The sequence below is a fragment of the Pseudomonas sp. GZD-222 genome, assembly GCF_049310525.1.
In the GTDB taxonomy this organism is placed as follows: Bacteria; Pseudomonadota; Gammaproteobacteria; order Pseudomonadales; family Pseudomonadaceae; genus Aquipseudomonas.
On sequence record NZ_JBMOWO010000034.1, the window covers coordinates 1 to 17,557 of the forward strand.

Below are 17,557 nucleotides of genomic sequence, written 5' to 3' on the forward strand. Positions count from 1 at the left end.
CGCTCACTGCCCCGCGCCCCCCCTATCCACCCCCCCCCCCCCCCTCCCCCCCCCCCCCCTCCCCCAACGGGGTTAACAGCATCACAGCACAGGCTGCGAATCAGACCAGCGAATCACCGACATGCAGGATCTTCATGCCGTTGGTGCCACCGATGGTGTGGTAGCTATCGCCTTTGGTCAGGATCACCCAGTCACCGGGCTCGACCAGGCCGCGCTTGAGCAGCTCGTCGACCGCCGCCTGACTGACTTTTTCCGGTGCCAGGGCAGCCGGGTCGAAGGCAATCGGGTAGACACCGCGGAACATCGAAGCACGGGCTTGAGTAGCGCGGTGCGGAGACAGCGCGAAGATCGGCACCGAGGAGCGCAGGCGCGACATGATCAGCGGGGTGTAGCCACTTTCGGTGAGGGCGATGATCGCTTTCACACCCGGGAAGTGGTTGGCGGTGTACATGGCCGCCAGGGCGATGCTCTCGTCGCAGCGCTCGAAGGTGGTGTGCAGGCGGTGGCTGGACTTCTGGCTGGTCGGGTGCTTTTCAGCACCCTGGCAGATGCGCGCCATGGCCTGGACGGCTTCGATCGGGTAGGCGCCGGCGGCGCTCTCGGCCGACAGCATTACCGCGTCGGTGTTGTCGAGCACGGCGTTGGCCACGTCGGACACTTCGGCACGGGTCGGCATCGGATTCTGGATCATCGATTCCATCATCTGCGTGGCGACGATCACAGCCTTGTTGTTGCGACGGGCGTGCTGAATGATCTTTTTCTGGATCGCGATCAGCTCGGCGTCGCCGATTTCCACACCCAGGTCGCCACGGGCAACCATCACGGCGTCGGACGCGGCGATCAGACCGTCGAGCGTCTCGTCGTCAGCGACGGCTTCAGCGCGTTCGATCTTGGCTACCAGCCAGGCGCTGCCGCCGGCTTCGTCACGCAGGCGACGGGCGTATTCCATGTCGCTGGCGTCGCGTGGGAACGACACGGCCAGGTAGTCCAGGTCCATCTCGGCTGCCAGCTTGATGTCAGCCTTGTCTTTTTCGGTCAGGGCCGGGGCGGTCAGGCCGCCGCCTCTGCGGTTGATGCCTTTGTGGTCGGACAGCGGGCCGCCGATCAGTACCGAGCAGTGCAGGGCGTCAGCGGTGGCGGTGTCTACCCGCATCACCACGCGACCGTCATCGAGCAGCAGCTCGTCACCCACGCCGCAATCTTTGACCAGGTCTGGATAGTCGATGCCGACGATATCCTGAGTGCCTTCAGTCAGCGGATGGGCGGTGGAGAACGTGAAGCGATCACCGACTTTCAGTTCGATGCGCTTGTTGGTGAATTTGGCGATACGAATCTTCGGACCCTGCAGGTCGCCGAGCAGTGCTACATGACGACCCAGGCGTGCAGCGATCTCACGGATCAGACGAGCGCGGGCTTTGTGCTCATCAGGTGTGCCGTGGGAAAAGTTCAGGCGAGCAACATCCAGACCGGCAAGAATCAGTTGTTCGATTACTTCCGGCGAGTTGCTGGCGGGGCCAAGGGTGGCGACGATTTTGGTACGGCGGATGGTCATGCACAGACTCCTATAGTGAAGCGCAGCGAAAGGCTACTCTGGAATTTCGCTGTAGTCATTGTTCCTTTGCACTACCTGCAAAGGCGACGGGGGTAGCGTTTGAACGGGCCGTCTGACCTATAGATTTTCCGCGCAACGCCGATAAACTGCTCAATACAGGAGATTCCCCCATGCGAGCCTTGATCGTTCTAGCCCTGGCGACCAGTGTCGTCGGCTGCACCCGCTGGTCGATGGACCACCATCTGAACAATGCCTACCGCGCCTATGATCGCGGCAATTGCGAGCAGGTCATGCTCGAGCTGTCGCAGGTCGACCGGGCCAGCCGTGCACGGCCGTTCATCCATCCCGAAGTGTCGATGCTGCGCGGCCAGTGCCTGGAGCGCCAGAAGCTCTACGTCGATGCCGCCCAGACCTACCAGTACCTCATCGCGCGCTATCCGCAAAACGAATACGCCTATCGTGCCCGTGCCCGCCTGCAGACGCTGGAACAACTGGGTCACTATCGTGGTGGCGAGGCGGCCATGGCCCGACCGGCGACCACCACGCCTTGGCGCTAATACTAAAGTGTTCGCGGTCAATTATGACGCCAGGGTCAGGTTGCGCTAAGCTTATTGCTGAAACCTACGCCAGACAGCAGCACTAGCGCGGCCCTGCTAAAGGGTCTCCGACAGCGATTCCGATCATGATTGACGAGCGCCACATCGAGCGTCATCAGCTCCCTTATTTCCTCAAAGTCTTCAACCGTTTTACCGATCAGCCCATCGGCTACCTGGGTAACGTGTCCGAAGACGGCCTGATGCTGATCAGCCAGCTGCCGATGCTGATCGGTCCGGATTTCGAGTTGCAACTGAAAGTGATTGGGCGGGGTGGGGGCATACACCTGATCAACCTCACCGCCAGTTGCCTGTGGTGCCATGAAGATGAGACGCCGGGCCACTATGACTCAGGATTCATGCTGCTGCAGGCCCCCGGAGAATACGCACAGCTGGTGCGGGCCTTGCGCAACTATTTCAGTTTCTATCCATTAGGTGCCTCGGCCTGAGGCTGGCCGTGGCGGGCGAGTGGCCCTAGACTCTGGTCGATCTTATGTTCAGGACGACCCCGTGAGCACCAGCATTTTCTGGCACGACTACGAAACCACCGGTATCAATCCGCGCAACGACCGCCCCTTGCAGGTGGCCGGTGTACGTACCGATCTCGACCTCAACGAGATCGAAGCACCAATCAATTTCTACTGCCAACCCAGTGATGACATCCTCCCGCACCCGGCGGCGTGCCTGGTGACCGGCATTACGCCTGCACAGCTGGCCAGTCGAGGTCTGCGCGAAGCCGAGTTCATGACCCGCGTGCATGCCGAACTGGCCCGTCCGGGTACCTGTGGCGCCGGCTACAACAGCCTGCGTTTTGATGATGAGGTCACCCGCTACAGTCTTTACCGCAACTTCTTCGACCCGTACGCCCGGGAGTGGCAAGGTGGCAACAGTCGCTGGGACCTGATTGATGTGGTGCGTGCAGCCTATGCCCTGCGCCCGGACGGCATTGTCTGGCCCGAACAGGAGGGGCGAGTCAGTTTGCGCCTGGAATTACTGACTGCGGCCAATGGAATCGATCATGGTCAGGCTCATGAAGCACTCAGTGATGTGCGTGCGACCATTGCGCTTGCACGATTGATCCGGGAAAAACAGCCAAAACTGTATGACTGGTTATTTCAACTACGTAGTAAACAGAAAGTCCTCGACCAGATTCGCTTGCTGCAACCGCTGGTACATATTTCCGGGCGCTTTTCTGCAGCGCGCAATTATCTGGGGGTGGTCCTGCCGCTGGCCTGGCATCCGCGTAATCGTAATGCCTTGATTGTCTGTGACTTGGGCATGGATCCACAACCGTTGTTGCAGGAGCAGGCTGAGTCATTACGTGAGCGTTTATACACGCGGCGCGAGGAAATGCTTGAAGGGCAATTACCCGTGCCGTTGAAGTTGGTGCACATCAATCGTTGCCCGGTTGTTGCGCCGTTGACTGTATTGCGTGTGCAGGATCAGCAACGCCTGGGGCTGGATATGTCCTTGTTTCAAGCAAGGGCATCAATCCTGATAGCCGCCCAGGCGACCTGGCAAAGTAAATTACAAACCCTCTACGCTGAGGAAGCATTTGCCCCTTGCGAAGATCCCGAGCAACAATTGTATGACGGGTTTATTGGTGATCGCGACCGGCGTTTGTGTGAGCAAGTACGCAGTGTCGATCCGCAACAGTTAGGGCAGGGCCACTGGATGTTCGATGATGAGCGTCTACCCGAATTGCTGTTTCGCTATCGTGCGCGCAATTTCATCGAAACCTTGAATGAGCAGGAGTTGCAACGCTGGCAGCTGTTCTGCCAGCAGCGCTTGACCGACCCACAGCTCGGTGCGCCGAACACCGTTGGCGATTTTGAACAGGCTGTGCAGGCGTGCTGGGGGCAGGCTGACGCCGCTCAGCGGGAACTGCTCGGACATTGGCAAGCACATGTCCAGGCGTTGAAGTTGCAATTGGGCATATAAGCGACAGGCGAAAAAAACGCCAGCAAGCTGGCGTTTTTTTTATCAGTGCAAACGAGGTTGCAGTGACCGGCAATTAACCCAGCAGGGTCGCCCAGCCTTCAACCACATCGCCACCCCATTTGGCTTTCCATTCTTTCAGGGTTTTGTGGTTGCCGCCTTTGGTTTCGATGACTTCACCGTTGTGCGGGTTTTTGTATTGCTTGACCTTGCGGGCGCGCTTGGTGCCGGTAGCTTTAACAGCGCCGCGAGGTGCTTTAACCGATTTTGCTTCAGGGTCGAGCAGCGCAATGATATCGCGCAGCGACTTCTGATATTCACCCATCAGGTTGCGCAGTTTGCCTTCGAACTCCAGCTCTTTCTTCAGCTTGTCGTCGTTCGACAGGTTTGCCAGGCGAGCTTGCAGTTCTTTGATGGCTTCTTCGGTAGCGCGGTATTCGTTGATCAGGGACATTGGGTGATCCTTGGAAATTGGGAAATCAGGTAGACAGTGGGCCAATAATAGTCAGAGCTTACTGCCAAGTAAACATTAAACTGGGTAATAAATGGCTGAGCGCTTAAATCAACCTGATCAATTGTATTAAGAAAAATTTACAAACTAAGACTTGCCGATAACAGTTAACTTGCCGCAACGCCGCTTGTAGCGCCGCCTTGGCTGCTGCTCAGGCACTGCAGGTGCTGGCGACAGGACGTGCGCATTGCCTACTGCAGTTTTTCCGGGCACTGGTTAGAATGTGCGCCTTTGCGAAGTATCTGGAGTCCCTTTCATGCGCACCTACCGGCTGGTGATTGCTTGCCCCGACCGCGTTGGCATCGTCGCCAAAGTCAGTAATTTCCTGGCGTCCCATAACGGCTGGATCAACGAAGCGAGCCATCATTCCGATGAGCAGAGCGGTTGGTTCTTCATGCGTCACGAAATCCGCGCAGACACCCTGCCGTTTGGCATTGAGGCGTTCCGCGAAGCGTTCGCACCGATTGCTGAAGAATTTTCCATGGTCTGGCGTATTACCGACACCGACCAGAAAAAACGCGTAGTGCTGATGGCCAGTCGCGAATCCCACTGCCTGGCCGACTTGTTGCACCGCTGGCACGCCAAAGAGCTGGATTGCGACATTCCTTGCGTGATCTCCAACCACAACGACCTGCGCAGCATGGTCGAGTGGCATGGCATTCCGTTCTTCCATGTACCGGTCGATCCGCAGGACAAACAACCGGCGTTTGCCGAAGTTTCGCGTCTGGTCAAAGAGCACGGTGCCGATGTTGTAGTTCTGGCGCGCTACATGCAGATTCTGCCGCCACAACTCTGCCAGGAATACGCCCAGCAGGTGATCAACATTCACCACAGCTTCCTGCCGTCGTTTGTCGGCGCCAAGCCTTACCACCAGGCCTCGTTGCGTGGTGTGAAGCTGATCGGTGCGACCTGCCACTACGTGACCGAAGAACTGGACGCCGGCCCGATCATCGAGCAGGACGTGGTGCGGGTCAGCCACAGCGACAGCATCGAGGACATGGTTCGATTCGGCCGTGACGTCGAGAAGATGGTGCTGGCGCGCGGTTTGCGCTATCACCTGGAAGACCGTGTGCTGGTTCATGGCAACAAGACGGTGGTCTTCAACTAACCCGCATATGGAGGTTGCCGCATGGCCGATCCCTTCGACAAGGCAACCTCCAAAGCCCCGCAGACTCTTGGCGAGGGCTGCTTGAGCCGTTACGACCCGGATGCACTGGACAGCGAGGATGGCACTGATTTTCCTGGTGCCGCCGAACTCTGGGAGCAGTTGCAGCCTCCTAGCGACGTGCCCGAGCCTGATTGAAGCGCTCCAGCAGGGGTCTGCCCAACAGGCAGAGAAACACCGGGCCACCGACAACCAGGTAAAAGTAATACGTCACTACCCGCCAGATCAGAATGGCTGCCGCCGCCGTGGACGCCCTCACCCAGGGTGTCAGCAACGCGGCCGAGGTCAATTCTGCCGCACCGGCACCGCCTGGCAGCAGGCTGAACTGCCCGGCGCTGAGCGAGAGCATCTGCACCAGAAAGCTCAGCATCCATTGCAAGTCCACGCCAAGCCCGCGCAGGGCCAGGTACAGCACACTGTAACGCAATCCCCAGTGCACGCACGTCAGGGCGAAGACCAGCGCCAATGTGCGCTTGGGCAGTCGCCAGGTATCGGCCAAGGCGCGAAAGAAGTGCAGTATCTTGCGTGTCCAGCGTCGACGGCGGCAAGCCGACATCTTCAGTGTGCGTAACAATCGGCAATTGAGCTGCAGCAAGGGCCGCCGGTAACTCAATAACGCCACGACGCCAGCCAGTGCCCCGACCATCAGTACGGCACTGCTCAGCAACATCGCTTCCAGACTGCGGTTGAGGCTGTGAAACAGGGAGTAGGCAGCGATCCCGAGCATGGCGCAGAGGAAGAACAGCAGGTCATTGAGTTGATCGGCGGCGTACACCGCACTGCTGCGCGCAGGCTTGATGCGCTCGCGCGCCAGCAGCGCCATCAAGGCCAGAGGGCCGCCGCTGCCACCTGGCGTGGTACAGATGGCAAATTCGGTGGCCATGATCACGCCCAGGCTACGCCACCGTCCCAGGTTTTCACCATGGCTGCCGAGCAACAGTCGCAGGCGCGTGGCATTGATGACCCAGCACAGCAGAATCATACCCAGCAGACCGAGCAGAAGATCAGGGTCGAATGCGCGCAACCTTACCAGTAGGTCACTGCCGCCAAGCAGCGCAGGTACCAACAGCGCCAGAATCAGGGCGAAGAGCAGCCAGAGCAGGCGGTTCACCGGGCTTGCCTGCTGGCTAGCCAGGCGGATTTGGTCAGCGGCGTGCGGCCTTGGCGCAGCATGTGCTGCAGGGTGTGTAGCCAGTAGCGGCGGGAAAAACCATGGCGCATGTCTACCGGATGCAAGCCCAGGCGTATGACGGGTGCCCGTTGCAATCGGGCAACCTGCAGGTCGCAGACTACTTTCGACAGGCCCCGGCGCCAGGCGCTTCGTGCGCTCCATACCAGACCGGGGGCGGGGAGAGGGGTAAAGTCCGGCAAGCGGTAGAGGTGTTGAGGATCACTGGTGTAGCGCAAGGGCAGGGTAGTCAGCGCCTGACGTGTACCTTCACTCATCAGCCAGGCCGGGGCGACAAAGCCAGCCAATGGCCAGTCGAATTGGTGAAACAGTGCCATGCCGGCTTCCAGGCGCTCCAGTGCGGTGGCCTGGTCAAGGCTGTAGAACTCGCCTTCGAAGGTGTAGATGCGCCGCATGAAATAGTCCCGTAGCGAGCGCGGTGGCGGGCTATCGTCGGCATGGTAGAAACCATGCAGGACCAGCTCGTCGCCGCGGCGCAGGCGCTGGTCGAGCATGTGTCGAAAGCCACTGGCCTGGATCAGCGGATCGCGCTTGTGAAAATCCGGCACGATCAGCCAGGTCATGGGAATGTTGCCCAACGCATCCACCGCCTCAACGAACGGCTGGTAGTCGGGCCAGGTGTGCGGCGCCACGTCATGCAGCACCAACAACAGGTGCTGCCCTGACTGGCTGAGCGTGTGCTCAGGCATAAGTGCGCACCGGCAGCTCATGCCCCAGCACGGCCCGATAATGGGCGAGCAGCCCATTGACCACGCTGTCCCAGGCATAGTGCTGTTCGACATGCAGACGCGCGTTTTGGCCGAGCTGCGCGGCACCTTCTTCGAACACTTCGCGCACGGCCCTGGCCATGGCCTGGCCGTCATTCGGCGCGCACAGGCGGCCGAAGCGCGGGTCAAGGATTTCCTTGAATGCCCCAGCGGCCACGGCGATCACCGGGATCGCACTGGCCATGGCTTCGAGAATCACCAGGCCGAAGGTTTCCTGATCACCGGCATGCAGCAGGGCGTCGGCACTGGCCAGTAGGCGGGCGACTTCATGGGCCGGGCAGAAATGGTCGATGACGCTGACATTGGCCGGCACGTTGGAAGGCATGTGCGAGCCCACCAGCAACAGGTGATAGTGCCTGCCCAGGCGCTGCATGCAGTCCAGCAGCACGGGGAGGTTTTTCTCCCGAGAGCCGCGTCCGGCAAACACCAGCAGATGCGTGCTGTCGGCAATGTGCAACTGCCGACGCAGACCCATGTCACGACGTTGCGGATTGAACGTCTCCAGGTCCACGCCAAGTCGCTGTACATGCACGTTTGCTATACCCAGCCCGCGAAGCTTGTTGGCCATCACTTGGCTGGGGGCCAGGACTCGGTCGAAATTGCCGTACAACTTGCTGACATAGGCCTCGACATTGGGGGTGAACCAGTTGCCCATTCGATTACTGACCAACAACGGTAAATCGGAGTGGTAGAAGCCGATGACCGGCACATCGAGCTGGCGGCGTGCATCCAGTGCGGCCCAGGCGGTCAGGTAAGGATCGCCGACTTCGATCAGGTCGGGCTGCAGGTCCTGCAGTACGTTGCGCCAGGGTGCCAGGCGCAACGGAAAACGATAGCCATTGCCGAACGGCAGGGCCGGTGCCGGCACCTGGTAGATGCCGTTGGCATGCTGGGGAGAAGCACCAGGGATCAACAGACTGTGGCGGACACCGGGGGTAAGCCCCAGGCGGCGATGTTTGGCATCAAGATAGGTACGCACGCCGCCACTGGCGGGGGCGTAGAACATGGTGATGTCAGCGATGTGCACGATCAGCATCCCTCCGAGATCGTCTTCAGAGCGTGTCATCAGGCGGTGTGCACCTGATGACGTACCCTAAGGTGGACCTCTATAAAGGATAGTTTGTTCGATCGCGCTGCGAGAGGGGGTGGGCAGCGGCGAACGCCGCTGCCCGGCGATGCCTAGATGCGGAAGCTGCCGACCAGCTGTTTCAGGCGGCTGGCCTGTTGCTCCAGGTCGGCGCAGGCGCGCAGGGTCGACTGCAGGTTCTCGACCCCTTCCTGGTTGAGCATGTTGATTTCATTGATGTCCATGTTGATCGAGTCGACCACGGCGGTTTGTTCTTCGGTGGCAGTGGCTACCGACTGGTTCATGCCGTCGATCTCGCCGATGCGCAGGGTTACGCTGCCCAGGCGTTCGCCGGCCTGGTTGGCGATCTCGACGCTGTCCTGGCTGTGGCGTTGGCTTTGGCCCATGGTGTCGACCGATTCACGGGCGCCGACCTGCAGCTCTTCGATCATGTTCTGCACCTGCTGCGCCGACTCCTGAGTGCGGTGCGCGAGGTTGCGCACTTCATCGGCAACCACGGCGAAACCGCGTCCGGCTTCACCGGCGCGGGCCGCTTCGATCGCCGCGTTGAGGGCGAGCAAGTTGGTCTGCTGGGAGATGCTGGTGATCACTTCGAGGATCTGGCCGATGTTCACCGTCTTGCTGTTGAGTGTCTCGATGTGCGAGCTGGAGGTGCAGATCAAGTCCGACAGACGGTTCATCGCGGCAATGCTGCGATCGACCACCTGCTGGCCTTCTTCGGCCAGGTGACGTGCCGAACTTGCCTGTTGCGAGGCTTGCGCGGCGTTATGGGCAATCTCCTGGGCGGCAGCGCCAAGCTGATTGATTGCGGCTGCGACGCTGTTGGTGCGGTTGGACTGCTCGTCGGAGTTGACCATCGAGGAGTTGGACGCGCTCACCACGCGCAGGGCAACTTCGTTCACCTGCTCGGTAGCGGAAGATACTTCGCGGATCGAGGTGTGGATACGTTCGACAAAGCGGTTGAACGCCGTGCCAAGGATGCCGAATTCGTCCTGGCTGTGCAGGGTCAGGCGTTTGGTCAGGTCACCTTCGCCTTCGGCGATGTCTTCCATCGCCCGGGTCATGGTGTGCAGCGGCTGCAGCAGGACGCGGATCAACAGGCCGAGCAGGGCAATGATGATGGCCACGGCCACCAGCGTGGCGATCACGGCCGAAGTGCGGAACGTGCTGAGCATGGCGTAGGCCTTGTCCTTGTCCACGGACAGGCCGATGTACCAGTTGGCCGAAGGCAGGCCCTTGACCGGGGCAAAGGTCAGCAAGCGGGTCTCGCCATTGATCTGGACTTCGCTGAGGTCTTTGCTCAGGCGCGGGGTGTTCTGCGGGAACAGGTCCGACAGCGACTTCATCACCAGGTTCTTGTCCGGGTGTACGAGGATCTTGCCTTGGTCGTTGACCAGGAAGGCATAGCCCATACCGCCGAAGTTCAGCGAGTTGATGATTTCAGTCAGGCCGTCCAGGGCCAGGTCGCCGCCGACTACACCGATGTTGCGTGCGGCGGTGGCTACCACCGAAATCACCATTTTGCCGGTGCTGACATCAATGTAGGGTTCGGTCAGGATCGGGCCGTTGGCGGCCATCCCGTCTTTATACCAAGGGCGAACACGTGGGTCGTAGCCGTCGGGCATCTTGGTCTGCGGGCGAATGGTGAAACCGCCGTTGACGTCACCCAGGTAGACAGTCAGAAAACTCGAGACCAGGGCTTGTTGCCCGAGCAGGGTGCCGACCTTGTCAGCATCGGGAAACGCCGCAATGTTCTGCGCTACGTTTTGCACTAGCAGAATGCGACCATCAAACAGGTTTTTAATATTGGTTGATGTGGTGTCGCCCATCTCTGCGAGATAACGCTCCAGATCTTCACGAATTGCATTGCGCTGCAGGAAATCGTTGTACAAAGTGAAGAGTGTGAAGGCGATCATGACGATCAAAGAAGCGGCCAGAAGGATCTTGTGGCTGAATCGGAGGCTTTTGTTCATAACGTGTCGGTCCGCTAAGGTTTTGTTATCCGGGTCGTTCGCACAAAGAACAGTTTGAAAGCAGTGCAGGTCCCCTTTCCTTGTCGGGCTTATCCTGTCTTTCTGGTGGTCTATCGCTAATGAGATATCGGCCGATTCGAGCCAAAGCTTAAACAGAGGGTGAAAAAACATGCCTGATTCTTCGCAGTTCATTCTCGGTGCTGATCCGGCCGGCCAACCGGTAAGCCAGGCCATGCGCCTGGCCAACCGTCACGGTCTGGTTGCTGGCGCCACCGGTACCGGCAAGACCGTAACCCTGCAACATATGGCCGAGGCGTTCAGTGATGCCGGGGTGGCGGTGTTCGCCGCTGACGTCAAAGGCGACCTGTGTGGCCTGGGCGCGGTAGGCAACCCGCAGGGCAAGGTCGCCGAGCGCATTGCCGGGATGCCGTGGCTTGAGCATCGGGCCCAGGCTTACCCCGTCAGCCTGTGGGATATCCACGGGCAGTCCGGTCATCCATTGCGCACCACTTTGAGTGAAATGGGCCCTTTGCTGCTGGGTAACTTACTGGAGCTGACCGATAGTCAGCAGGCAGCCCTTTATGCTGCTTTTAAAGTGGCTGATCGTAAAGGCCTGTTGTTGCTTGATATCAAGGACCTCAAGGCGCTGCTTGCGCACCTCAAGGACAACCCGCAAGTGCTGGGTGAAGACAGCGCGCTGCTGACCACCGGATCCAGTCAGGCCCTGTTGCGGCGCCTGGCCACCCTGGAACAGCAGGGCGCCGAAGCATTGTTCGGTGAGCCGGCTTTGCAACTGGAGGATCTGCTACGTCCAGATGCCGATGGCCGTGGACGCATTCACTTGCTGGATGCCAGCCGCCTGGTTCACGAGGCACCGAAGGTTTACGCAACATTCTTGTTGTGGCTCCTGGCTGAGCTGTTCGAGCAGTTGCCCGAACGTGGTGATGCCGACAAACCCTTGCTGGCGCTGTTCTTCGATGAAGCGCACTTGTTGTTCAGCGGCACGCCTAAAGCCTTGCAGGACCGCCTGGAGCAGGTCGTTCGGCTGATTCGCTCCAAGGGTGTCGGGGTGTACTTTGTTACCCAGTCGCCGAGTGACCTGCCGGATGATGTTCTGGCGCAACTGGGGCTGCGAATTCAGCATGGCTTGCGAGCGTTCACCGCCAAGGAGCAGAAATCCTTGAAGGCGGTGGCCGATGGTTTTCGTCCCAATCCTGAAATCGACACCTTGAGTGTGCTGACTGAGCTCGGAATTGGTGAAGCCTTGGTTGGTACCCTGCAGGACAAGGGGACGCCCGGCATGGTCCAGCGCGTGTTGATTGCGCCACCACAGTCGCGCATCGGACCGTTGAGCGACGCTGAGCGCGCCGCCCTGATTGCCGCTTCACCCTTGGCTGGACGATACGACAAGCCGGTGGATCGCGAATCGGCTTATGAAATGCTCACCGCCCGCAAGGGAGGCAGCACCGCGGCGTCCGAGCAGGCGCCTGCTGCCGCCGAAGAGAGCCTGGCTGACAAAGCAGGAGAGTTTCTCCAGAGCGCGGCCGGACAGGCGATCAAGTCGGCAGTGCGTCAGGCGGCCAACCAGTTCGGGCGGCAGTTGGTGCGCGGCTTGATGGGCTCGTTGCTCGGTGGCAGCAAGCGCCGCTAGTTCTTCTATAACAGCCACAAAAAAGGCGCCCGAAGGCGCCTTTTTCAATGCAGCATGGATCAACCGATGAACCTGGTCGCCAGCCAGAACAAACCAGCCGACAGGCCCACGGTTGCCGGCAGGGTCAGGACCCAGGCCAGCAGGATGGTCTTGACGGTGCCGCCTTGCAGGCCGCTCTTGTTCGCAACCATGGTACCGGCCACACCCGAAGACAACACGTGGGTGGTCGACACGGGCAGGCTGAAGATGTTGGCCATACCGATGGCGCAGGCTGCGGTGATCTGTGCCGACATGCCCTGGGCGTAGGTCATGCCCTGCTTGCCGATTTTCTCACCGATGGTCAGTACCACACGCTTCCAGCCAACCATGGTACCCAGGCCCAGGGCCAGGGCAACAGCGAGGATTACCCAGAACGGGGCGTACTCGGTGGTGGCGGTCAGGTCTTTGCGCAGTTTGTCCAGGTCAGCCTTCTCGCGGGGCTGCAGGCCTGGGAGCTTGCCGACTTTCTTCGCGGTGTCGTCCAGGCAGAGCAGGTAACGACGTACTTCAACGCGTTTTTCCGGCGACAGCGAGCGGTACTCGGTCACGCCCTTGAGGGACTCAAGCAAGGCATTGATGGTCGGCTCGGTCTGCTGCGGGTTGCAGCTGAACTGCTCTGGCAGGTCGCCGTTCTTGGCTTTGCCCAGGGCCAGGAACTCGCCCAGGGTAGCTTCGTTACGCTGGTAGAACTGGCTCAGGTGCAGGGTGGCGTCGCGGGTACGCTCGATCTGGTAAGTGGTGCTGTTCAGGTCGAGTACGAACTGCGCCGGGACGATACCGATCAACACCAGCATGATCAGGCCGATACCTTTCTGACCATCGTTGGAGCCGTGCACGAAGCTCACGCCCATGGCCGAAATCACCAGTACCAGGCGGTTCCAGAACGGCGGGTGCTTCTTGTCGTCGAGCTTGCGGCGCTGCTCTGGAGTTTTGTGCATCTTCGACAGTGGACGCCACCACTTCAGGCCCAGCAATACCAGGGCTGCCACGGCAAAACCGGCCATCGGCGAGAGCACCAGGGACATGCCGATGTCGATAGCCTTTTGCCAGTTGACCCCTTCACCCAACGGAATGTCGCTGATCAGGGCGTTGGCCAGGCCAACCCCGAGGATCGAACCGATCAGGGTGTGGGAGCTGGACGCCGGAATACCGAAGTACCAGGTGCCCAGGTTCCAGGCAATGGCGGCGGCGAGCAAGGAGAAGACCATGGCCAATCCATGACCGGTGTTCACATTGATCAGCATCTCCACCGGCAACAGGTGGACGATGGCATAGGCCACGCCGACACCGCCGAGCAGCACGCCAAGGAAGTTGAACACCCCGGAGAAGAACACCGCCAGGTGCGGGGGCATGGCTTTGGTATAAATGACTGTAGCTACCGCGTTAGCGGTGTCATGAAAGCCATTGATGAACTCGAAGGCGAGTACGAAGGTCAAAGCGAGCAGCAAGCTCACCAGTACCCAGGCATCAAGTCCGCTGAATAAATCGATCATGAAGGTATTCTGACCCGGTCATAAGGGGGCGCGATTATGCCAGAAATCCCTGCTAATCGATGCACCTGCCGCTGACCGGTCCAGGTCGTTCCGACGTGTTCCCGGGGTGGGGTGTGTCGGGAATGATTGAGTAAAAGTCGGCTAAAATCGGTAAAAATCGAGAAAATATAAGGGTTTACAGTAAGCGGAAGGTCACATTAAAAATTCAAACGTGTGTATGAAATTTGTGAGAATCCGTTACGAGCTGCGATGGGGACTGTAACGATCAGCCCCCAGACTTTTCTCGGATACCTGTCGTCCATCTGCAATCGGCGGGCGCCATGAGCAGGGCTAAGGCTCTTCCGTCTTGAGCTCTTTCTCGATCTTTTGCAGTTCCTGGGCGAAGGCCTGGTCGAGAATGCTCGCGCGTTTGCGCCAGGGCTTACGCTCCGGGTCGGGCTGGGCGGCGTAGGTGGTGACTTCCCCGCCGTAAACTTCCTTGTAACGTTGTTCCTGGCGCTCAAGTTCCGCGCGCAGTTCGTCTTTCGTCACAGTGCTACCTGTTGGTTATGAATAAACTCTGGCGTTAACGCGCGCGGGACTGCAAAGCGCAGCGTGCACGCGGCTACGCAGCCAGAGCGTAATTACTGTCGCAGCAACAGTAGATTCTGAATAGGCAAGTCGATACGAACAACAATCTGTTCAATCATAAGACACTTGCATCAGGCCCGTGCGTACCCTTTGACTTAAGGCGTATGCCGATTGGATCCGGCAATGACCCGAGGGTAGTGGGTGCTGAACTTGATTATAGCAAGCAAGTTTCATCGCGTATCAACTCTGTTGTTTCGCTAATGACAACAAAGACCAGCTTTTGTTACCGGCTTGTTAAAGTGCGTTCGCCGTCTGACATTAAACGCTTGATCGAAGCGAAAAGTTATCCAGCAATTGACCGCGGTTTTTGGCCAGGCAAGAGAGAAAAAAACGGCCTCGCTTGGTGGGCAAGGCCGTGCCTGGGACTTCTACGGTGGGTACCTGACCAGTCTCTCCAAGAAGCCACATAGTGGCAGTAGAAAGGTATAAGCAATTGTGGGTGGCGGTCAATTGCGATTATCGGTCGTTGGTTCGATAATCGCCCCAGTGACCGTGATGTCGAGGTGAACCATGACAGAAGAAACATCGCCCAAAGGGCCCGGATTGAACGATCAGGTGCGCAGCTCGTTTGCGTCGCTGGCACCGCCCATCGTCGCTTCACCGGCCAGGCGCATTCAGGCCTTCACCGGTGACCCTGACTTCATGACCTCGCTGGCCCGAGGCCTGGCCGTGGTTCAGGCCTTCCAGGAGCGCAAGCGTCACCTGACCATTGCGCAAATCAGCCACCGCACGGAAATTCCCCGGGCGGCGGTGCGGCGTTGCCTGCATACCTTGATCAAGCTGGGTTATGCGACTACCGACGGGCGCACCTATTCACTGTTGCCCAAGGTACTGACACTGGGACATGCCTACCTGTCGTCCACGCCGCTGGCGGTATCGGCTCAGCCGTACCTGGACCGCATGAGCGATCAGTTGCATGAGGCCTGCAACATGGCCACCCTCGAAGGCGATGACATCCTTTATATAGCGCGCTCGGCCACGGTGCAGCGCTTGATCTCGGTGGACCTCTCGGTAGGCGGGCGGCTGCCCGCCTATTGCACGTCCATGGGGCGGATCCTGCTGGCGGCGCTGGACGATGCAACGCTGCATGAATACCTGGAGCACGCCGACCTGCAGGCCAAGACCAGTCGTACCATTCATGACCCTGTGGCGCTGCTCGAATGCCTGCAACAGGTTCGTCAGCAAGGCTGGTGCGTGGTCGACCAGGAGCTGGAGCAGGGCCTGCGTTCGATTGCCGTACCGGTCTACGATGCTTCCGGCCAGGTCCTGGCAGCCCTGAACGTCAGCACCCATGCCGGTCGGGTCAGCCGTACTGAACTTGAACAACGCTTCTTGCCCATCATGCTCGGCGCCAGCCGCGACCTGAGTACTCAGCTTTTCGTCTGAACCTGCACGTTCCTGTTCGATAAACGCACAGTGTTGCGTTTATCGAATTGCGCCGCTTACGACCGCTTATTAATGTCCTGATGCAACGATCGGTCTGCCCCGATCGGCTGTGTCGCTCCCGCGCGCCCCGCACATAAGCGCGCTCCTACTGGATAAAAATAATGAACAGTCCGCAAGCTGCTGTCGGGAACTGCCTTGATGTGCAGTCCTTTATCAATCAACAACCGCTGTCGCGCTATCAATGGCGGGTGGTGATTCTGTGTTTCCTTATTGTTTTTCTGGATGGCCTCGATACCGCAGCCATGGGCTTCATTGCCCCGGCGCTATCGCAGGACTGGGGGATCGACCGCGCAAGCCTCGGCCCGGTGATGAGTGCCGCGCTTATCGGCATGGTCTTTGGTGCCTTGGGCTCCGGGCCGCTGGCCGACCGCTTTGGCCGCAAGGTCGTGCTGGTAGGGGCGGTGGTGGTGTTCGGTGCCTTCAGTCTGGCGTCTGCCTATAGCACCAATGTCGACCAGTTGCTGGTGCTGCGCTTTCTGACCGGCCTGGGCCTGGGCGCCGGTATGCCCAATGCCACCACGTTGCTCTCCGAGTACACCCCGGAGCGGCACAAGTCGCTGCTGGTCACCAGTATGTTCTGTGGTTTCAACCTGGGTATGGCCGGTGGTGGCTTCATCTCCGCCAAGCTGATTCCGGCGTTCGGCTGGCACAGTCTGCTGTTGATCGGTGGCGTGTTGCCGTTGCTGCTGGCAGTGGTACTGCTGGTGTGGTTGCCGGAGTCGGCACGCTATCTGGTGGTGCGTAACCGCGGCACTGACAAAGTGCGCAAGACCCTGGCGCCGATCGAGCCGGCGATCGTCGCCCAGGCCTCGAGTTTCAGTGTGCCGGAACAAAAAACGGTGAAGGCGCGCAACGTCTTTGCGGTGATTTTCTCCGGCACCTATAGCGTTGGCACCCTGCTGCTGTGGCTGACCTATTTCATGGGCCTGGTGATTGTCTATCTGCTGACCAGCTGGCTGCCGACGCTGATGCGTGACAGTGGCGCCAGCATGGAGCAGGCCGCATTCATTGGTGCCCTGTTCCAGTTTGGCGGCGTACTCAGCGCAGTGGCAGTGGGCTGGGCCATGGATCGCTACAACCCGCACAAAGTCATCGGCATCTTCTATCTGCTGGCTGGGGTATTTGCCTATGCGGTAGGGCAGAGCCTGGGCAACATCACGGTATTGGCGACTCTGGTGCTGATTGCCGGCATGTGCGTCAACGGCGCGCAATCGGCCATGCCTTCCCTGGCGGCGCGTTTCTATCCGACCCAAGGGCGTGCCACGGGCGTGTCGTGGATGCTCGGCATCGGTCGTTTCGGCGCCATTCTCGGGGCCTGGATGGGCGCCACCTTGTTGGGCCTGGGCTGGAACTTCGAACAAGTGCTGACGGCGCTGGTGATCCCGGCCGGGCTGGCCACAGTGGCGGTGGTGATCAAGGGGATGGTCAGCCACGCCGACGCGACCTGAGTGAGTATCGCGGGGCAAGCCCGCTCCCACAGAATCACCACTGGCCCTGTGGGAGCGGGCTTGCCCCGCGATGCA

Annotated in this window: 16 protein-coding genes and 1 pseudogene; 8 read left to right on the plus strand and 9 right to left on the minus strand. The window is 59.7% G+C overall.

Features of this window, described 5'->3' with window-relative positions:
* Positions 1-100 precede the first annotated feature (100 nt).
* Positions 101-1,552: a pyruvate kinase gene (gene pyk / locus ACO6VD_RS06310; RefSeq protein WP_422417732.1), complete on the minus strand. Its 1,452-nt coding sequence runs from the start codon at positions 1,550-1,552 to the stop codon at positions 101-103.
* 170 nt (positions 1,553-1,722) lie between these two features.
* On the opposite strand from pyk, the gene ACO6VD_RS06315 reads away from it, so the two are divergent.
* From ACO6VD_RS06315 to sbcB, 3 genes are all read left to right on the plus strand, one after another.
* On the plus strand, positions 1,723-2,109 hold the full coding sequence (locus ACO6VD_RS06315) for a tetratricopeptide repeat protein (protein WP_422417734.1): 387 nt from the start codon (positions 1,723-1,725) through the stop codon (positions 2,107-2,109).
* 125 nt (positions 2,110-2,234) lie between these two features.
* The gene (locus ACO6VD_RS06320; RefSeq protein WP_422417736.1) at positions 2,235-2,594 is read left to right on the plus strand and encodes a PilZ domain-containing protein; all 360 of its coding nucleotides are present in this window, start codon (positions 2,235-2,237) and stop codon (positions 2,592-2,594) included.
* A 61-nt stretch (positions 2,595-2,655) separates the two neighbouring features.
* A complete protein-coding gene (sbcB, locus tag ACO6VD_RS06325) occupies positions 2,656-4,086 on the plus strand; it encodes an exodeoxyribonuclease I (RefSeq protein WP_422417738.1) in 1,431 nt (476 codons plus the stop codon).
* Between the two features lie 73 nt (positions 4,087-4,159).
* On the opposite strand, the gene mvaT is transcribed toward sbcB, so the two are convergent.
* Positions 4,160-4,537 carry a histone-like nucleoid-structuring protein MvaT gene (gene mvaT, locus ACO6VD_RS06330; protein ID WP_400171763.1) on the minus strand — a complete coding sequence of 126 codons (378 nt, stop codon included), beginning with the start codon at positions 4,535-4,537 and terminating at the stop codon, positions 4,160-4,162.
* Between the two features lie 313 nt (positions 4,538-4,850).
* On the opposite strand from mvaT, the gene purU reads away from it, so the two are divergent.
* Positions 4,851-5,702, plus strand: coding sequence for a formyltetrahydrofolate deformylase (purU, locus tag ACO6VD_RS06335; protein WP_038607385.1), 852 nt, complete (start codon positions 4,851-4,853; stop codon positions 5,700-5,702).
* Between the two features lie 21 nt (positions 5,703-5,723).
* Positions 5,724-5,897: a hypothetical protein gene (locus ACO6VD_RS06340; RefSeq protein ID WP_400171764.1), complete on the plus strand. Its 174-nt coding sequence runs from the start codon at positions 5,724-5,726 to the stop codon at positions 5,895-5,897.
* Here the strand turns inward: ACO6VD_RS06340 and ACO6VD_RS06345 are convergent.
* The 5 genes and pseudogenes from ACO6VD_RS06345 to ACO6VD_RS06365 form a co-directional block, all read right to left on the minus strand.
* Entirely contained in the window at positions 5,872-6,870 is a 999-nt protein-coding gene (locus ACO6VD_RS06345; protein WP_422417740.1) for a lysylphosphatidylglycerol synthase transmembrane domain-containing protein, read from the minus strand. The genes ACO6VD_RS06340 and ACO6VD_RS06345 overlap by 26 nt on opposite strands.
* Complete coding sequence (locus tag ACO6VD_RS06350) at positions 6,867-7,637, minus strand: DUF2334 domain-containing protein (protein WP_422417742.1); 771 nt, start codon at positions 7,635-7,637, stop codon at positions 6,867-6,869. Before ACO6VD_RS06350 ends, ACO6VD_RS06345 begins: the two co-directional genes overlap by 4 nt.
* Positions 7,630-8,751, minus strand: coding sequence for a glycosyltransferase family 4 protein (locus ACO6VD_RS06355; protein WP_422417751.1), 1,122 nt, complete (start codon positions 8,749-8,751; stop codon positions 7,630-7,632). The genes ACO6VD_RS06350 and ACO6VD_RS06355 overlap by 8 nt, the downstream gene beginning before the upstream one ends.
* 143 nt (positions 8,752-8,894) lie before the next feature.
* Positions 8,895-9,659 carry a methyl-accepting chemotaxis protein gene (locus ACO6VD_RS06360; RefSeq protein WP_371261989.1) on the minus strand — a complete coding sequence of 255 codons (765 nt, stop codon included), beginning with the start codon at positions 9,657-9,659 and terminating at the stop codon, positions 8,895-8,897.
* Between the two features lie 93 nt (positions 9,660-9,752).
* Positions 9,753-11,009 (minus strand): annotated as a pseudogene (locus tag ACO6VD_RS06365) (HAMP domain-containing protein); the annotation flags it as partial.
* Between ACO6VD_RS06365 and ACO6VD_RS06370 the strand changes: the two are divergent.
* Complete coding sequence (locus tag ACO6VD_RS06370) at positions 10,945-12,426, plus strand: helicase HerA-like domain-containing protein (RefSeq protein ID WP_422417744.1); 1,482 nt, start codon at positions 10,945-10,947, stop codon at positions 12,424-12,426. The pseudogene ACO6VD_RS06365 and the gene ACO6VD_RS06370 sit on opposite strands and share 65 nt — an antisense overlap.
* Positions 12,427-12,485: 59 nt before the next feature.
* On the opposite strand, the gene ACO6VD_RS06375 is transcribed toward ACO6VD_RS06370, so the two are convergent.
* A complete protein-coding gene (locus ACO6VD_RS06375) occupies positions 12,486-13,958 on the minus strand; it encodes an inorganic phosphate transporter (protein WP_422417746.1) in 1,473 nt (490 codons plus the stop codon).
* A 330-nt stretch (positions 13,959-14,288) separates the two neighbouring features.
* The gene (locus tag ACO6VD_RS06380) at positions 14,289-14,489 is read right to left on the minus strand and encodes a hypothetical protein (protein WP_422417748.1); all 201 of its coding nucleotides are present in this window, start codon (positions 14,487-14,489) and stop codon (positions 14,289-14,291) included.
* Positions 14,490-15,098: 609 nt separating this feature from the next.
* On the opposite strand from ACO6VD_RS06380, the gene pcaR reads away from it, so the two are divergent.
* Together pcaR and ACO6VD_RS06390 are read left to right on the plus strand one after the other, a co-directional pair.
* Positions 15,099-15,974 (plus strand): pca regulon transcriptional regulator PcaR, encoded by an 876-nt coding sequence (gene pcaR / locus ACO6VD_RS06385; RefSeq protein ID WP_422417749.1) that lies wholly within the window; start codon positions 15,099-15,101, stop codon positions 15,972-15,974.
* A gap of 161 nt (positions 15,975-16,135) precedes the next feature.
* Positions 16,136-17,482, plus strand: a complete 1,347-nt coding sequence (locus ACO6VD_RS06390; RefSeq protein ID WP_400173923.1) for an MFS transporter — start codon at positions 16,136-16,138, stop codon at positions 17,480-17,482.
* Positions 17,483-17,557: the final 75 nt, after the last annotated feature.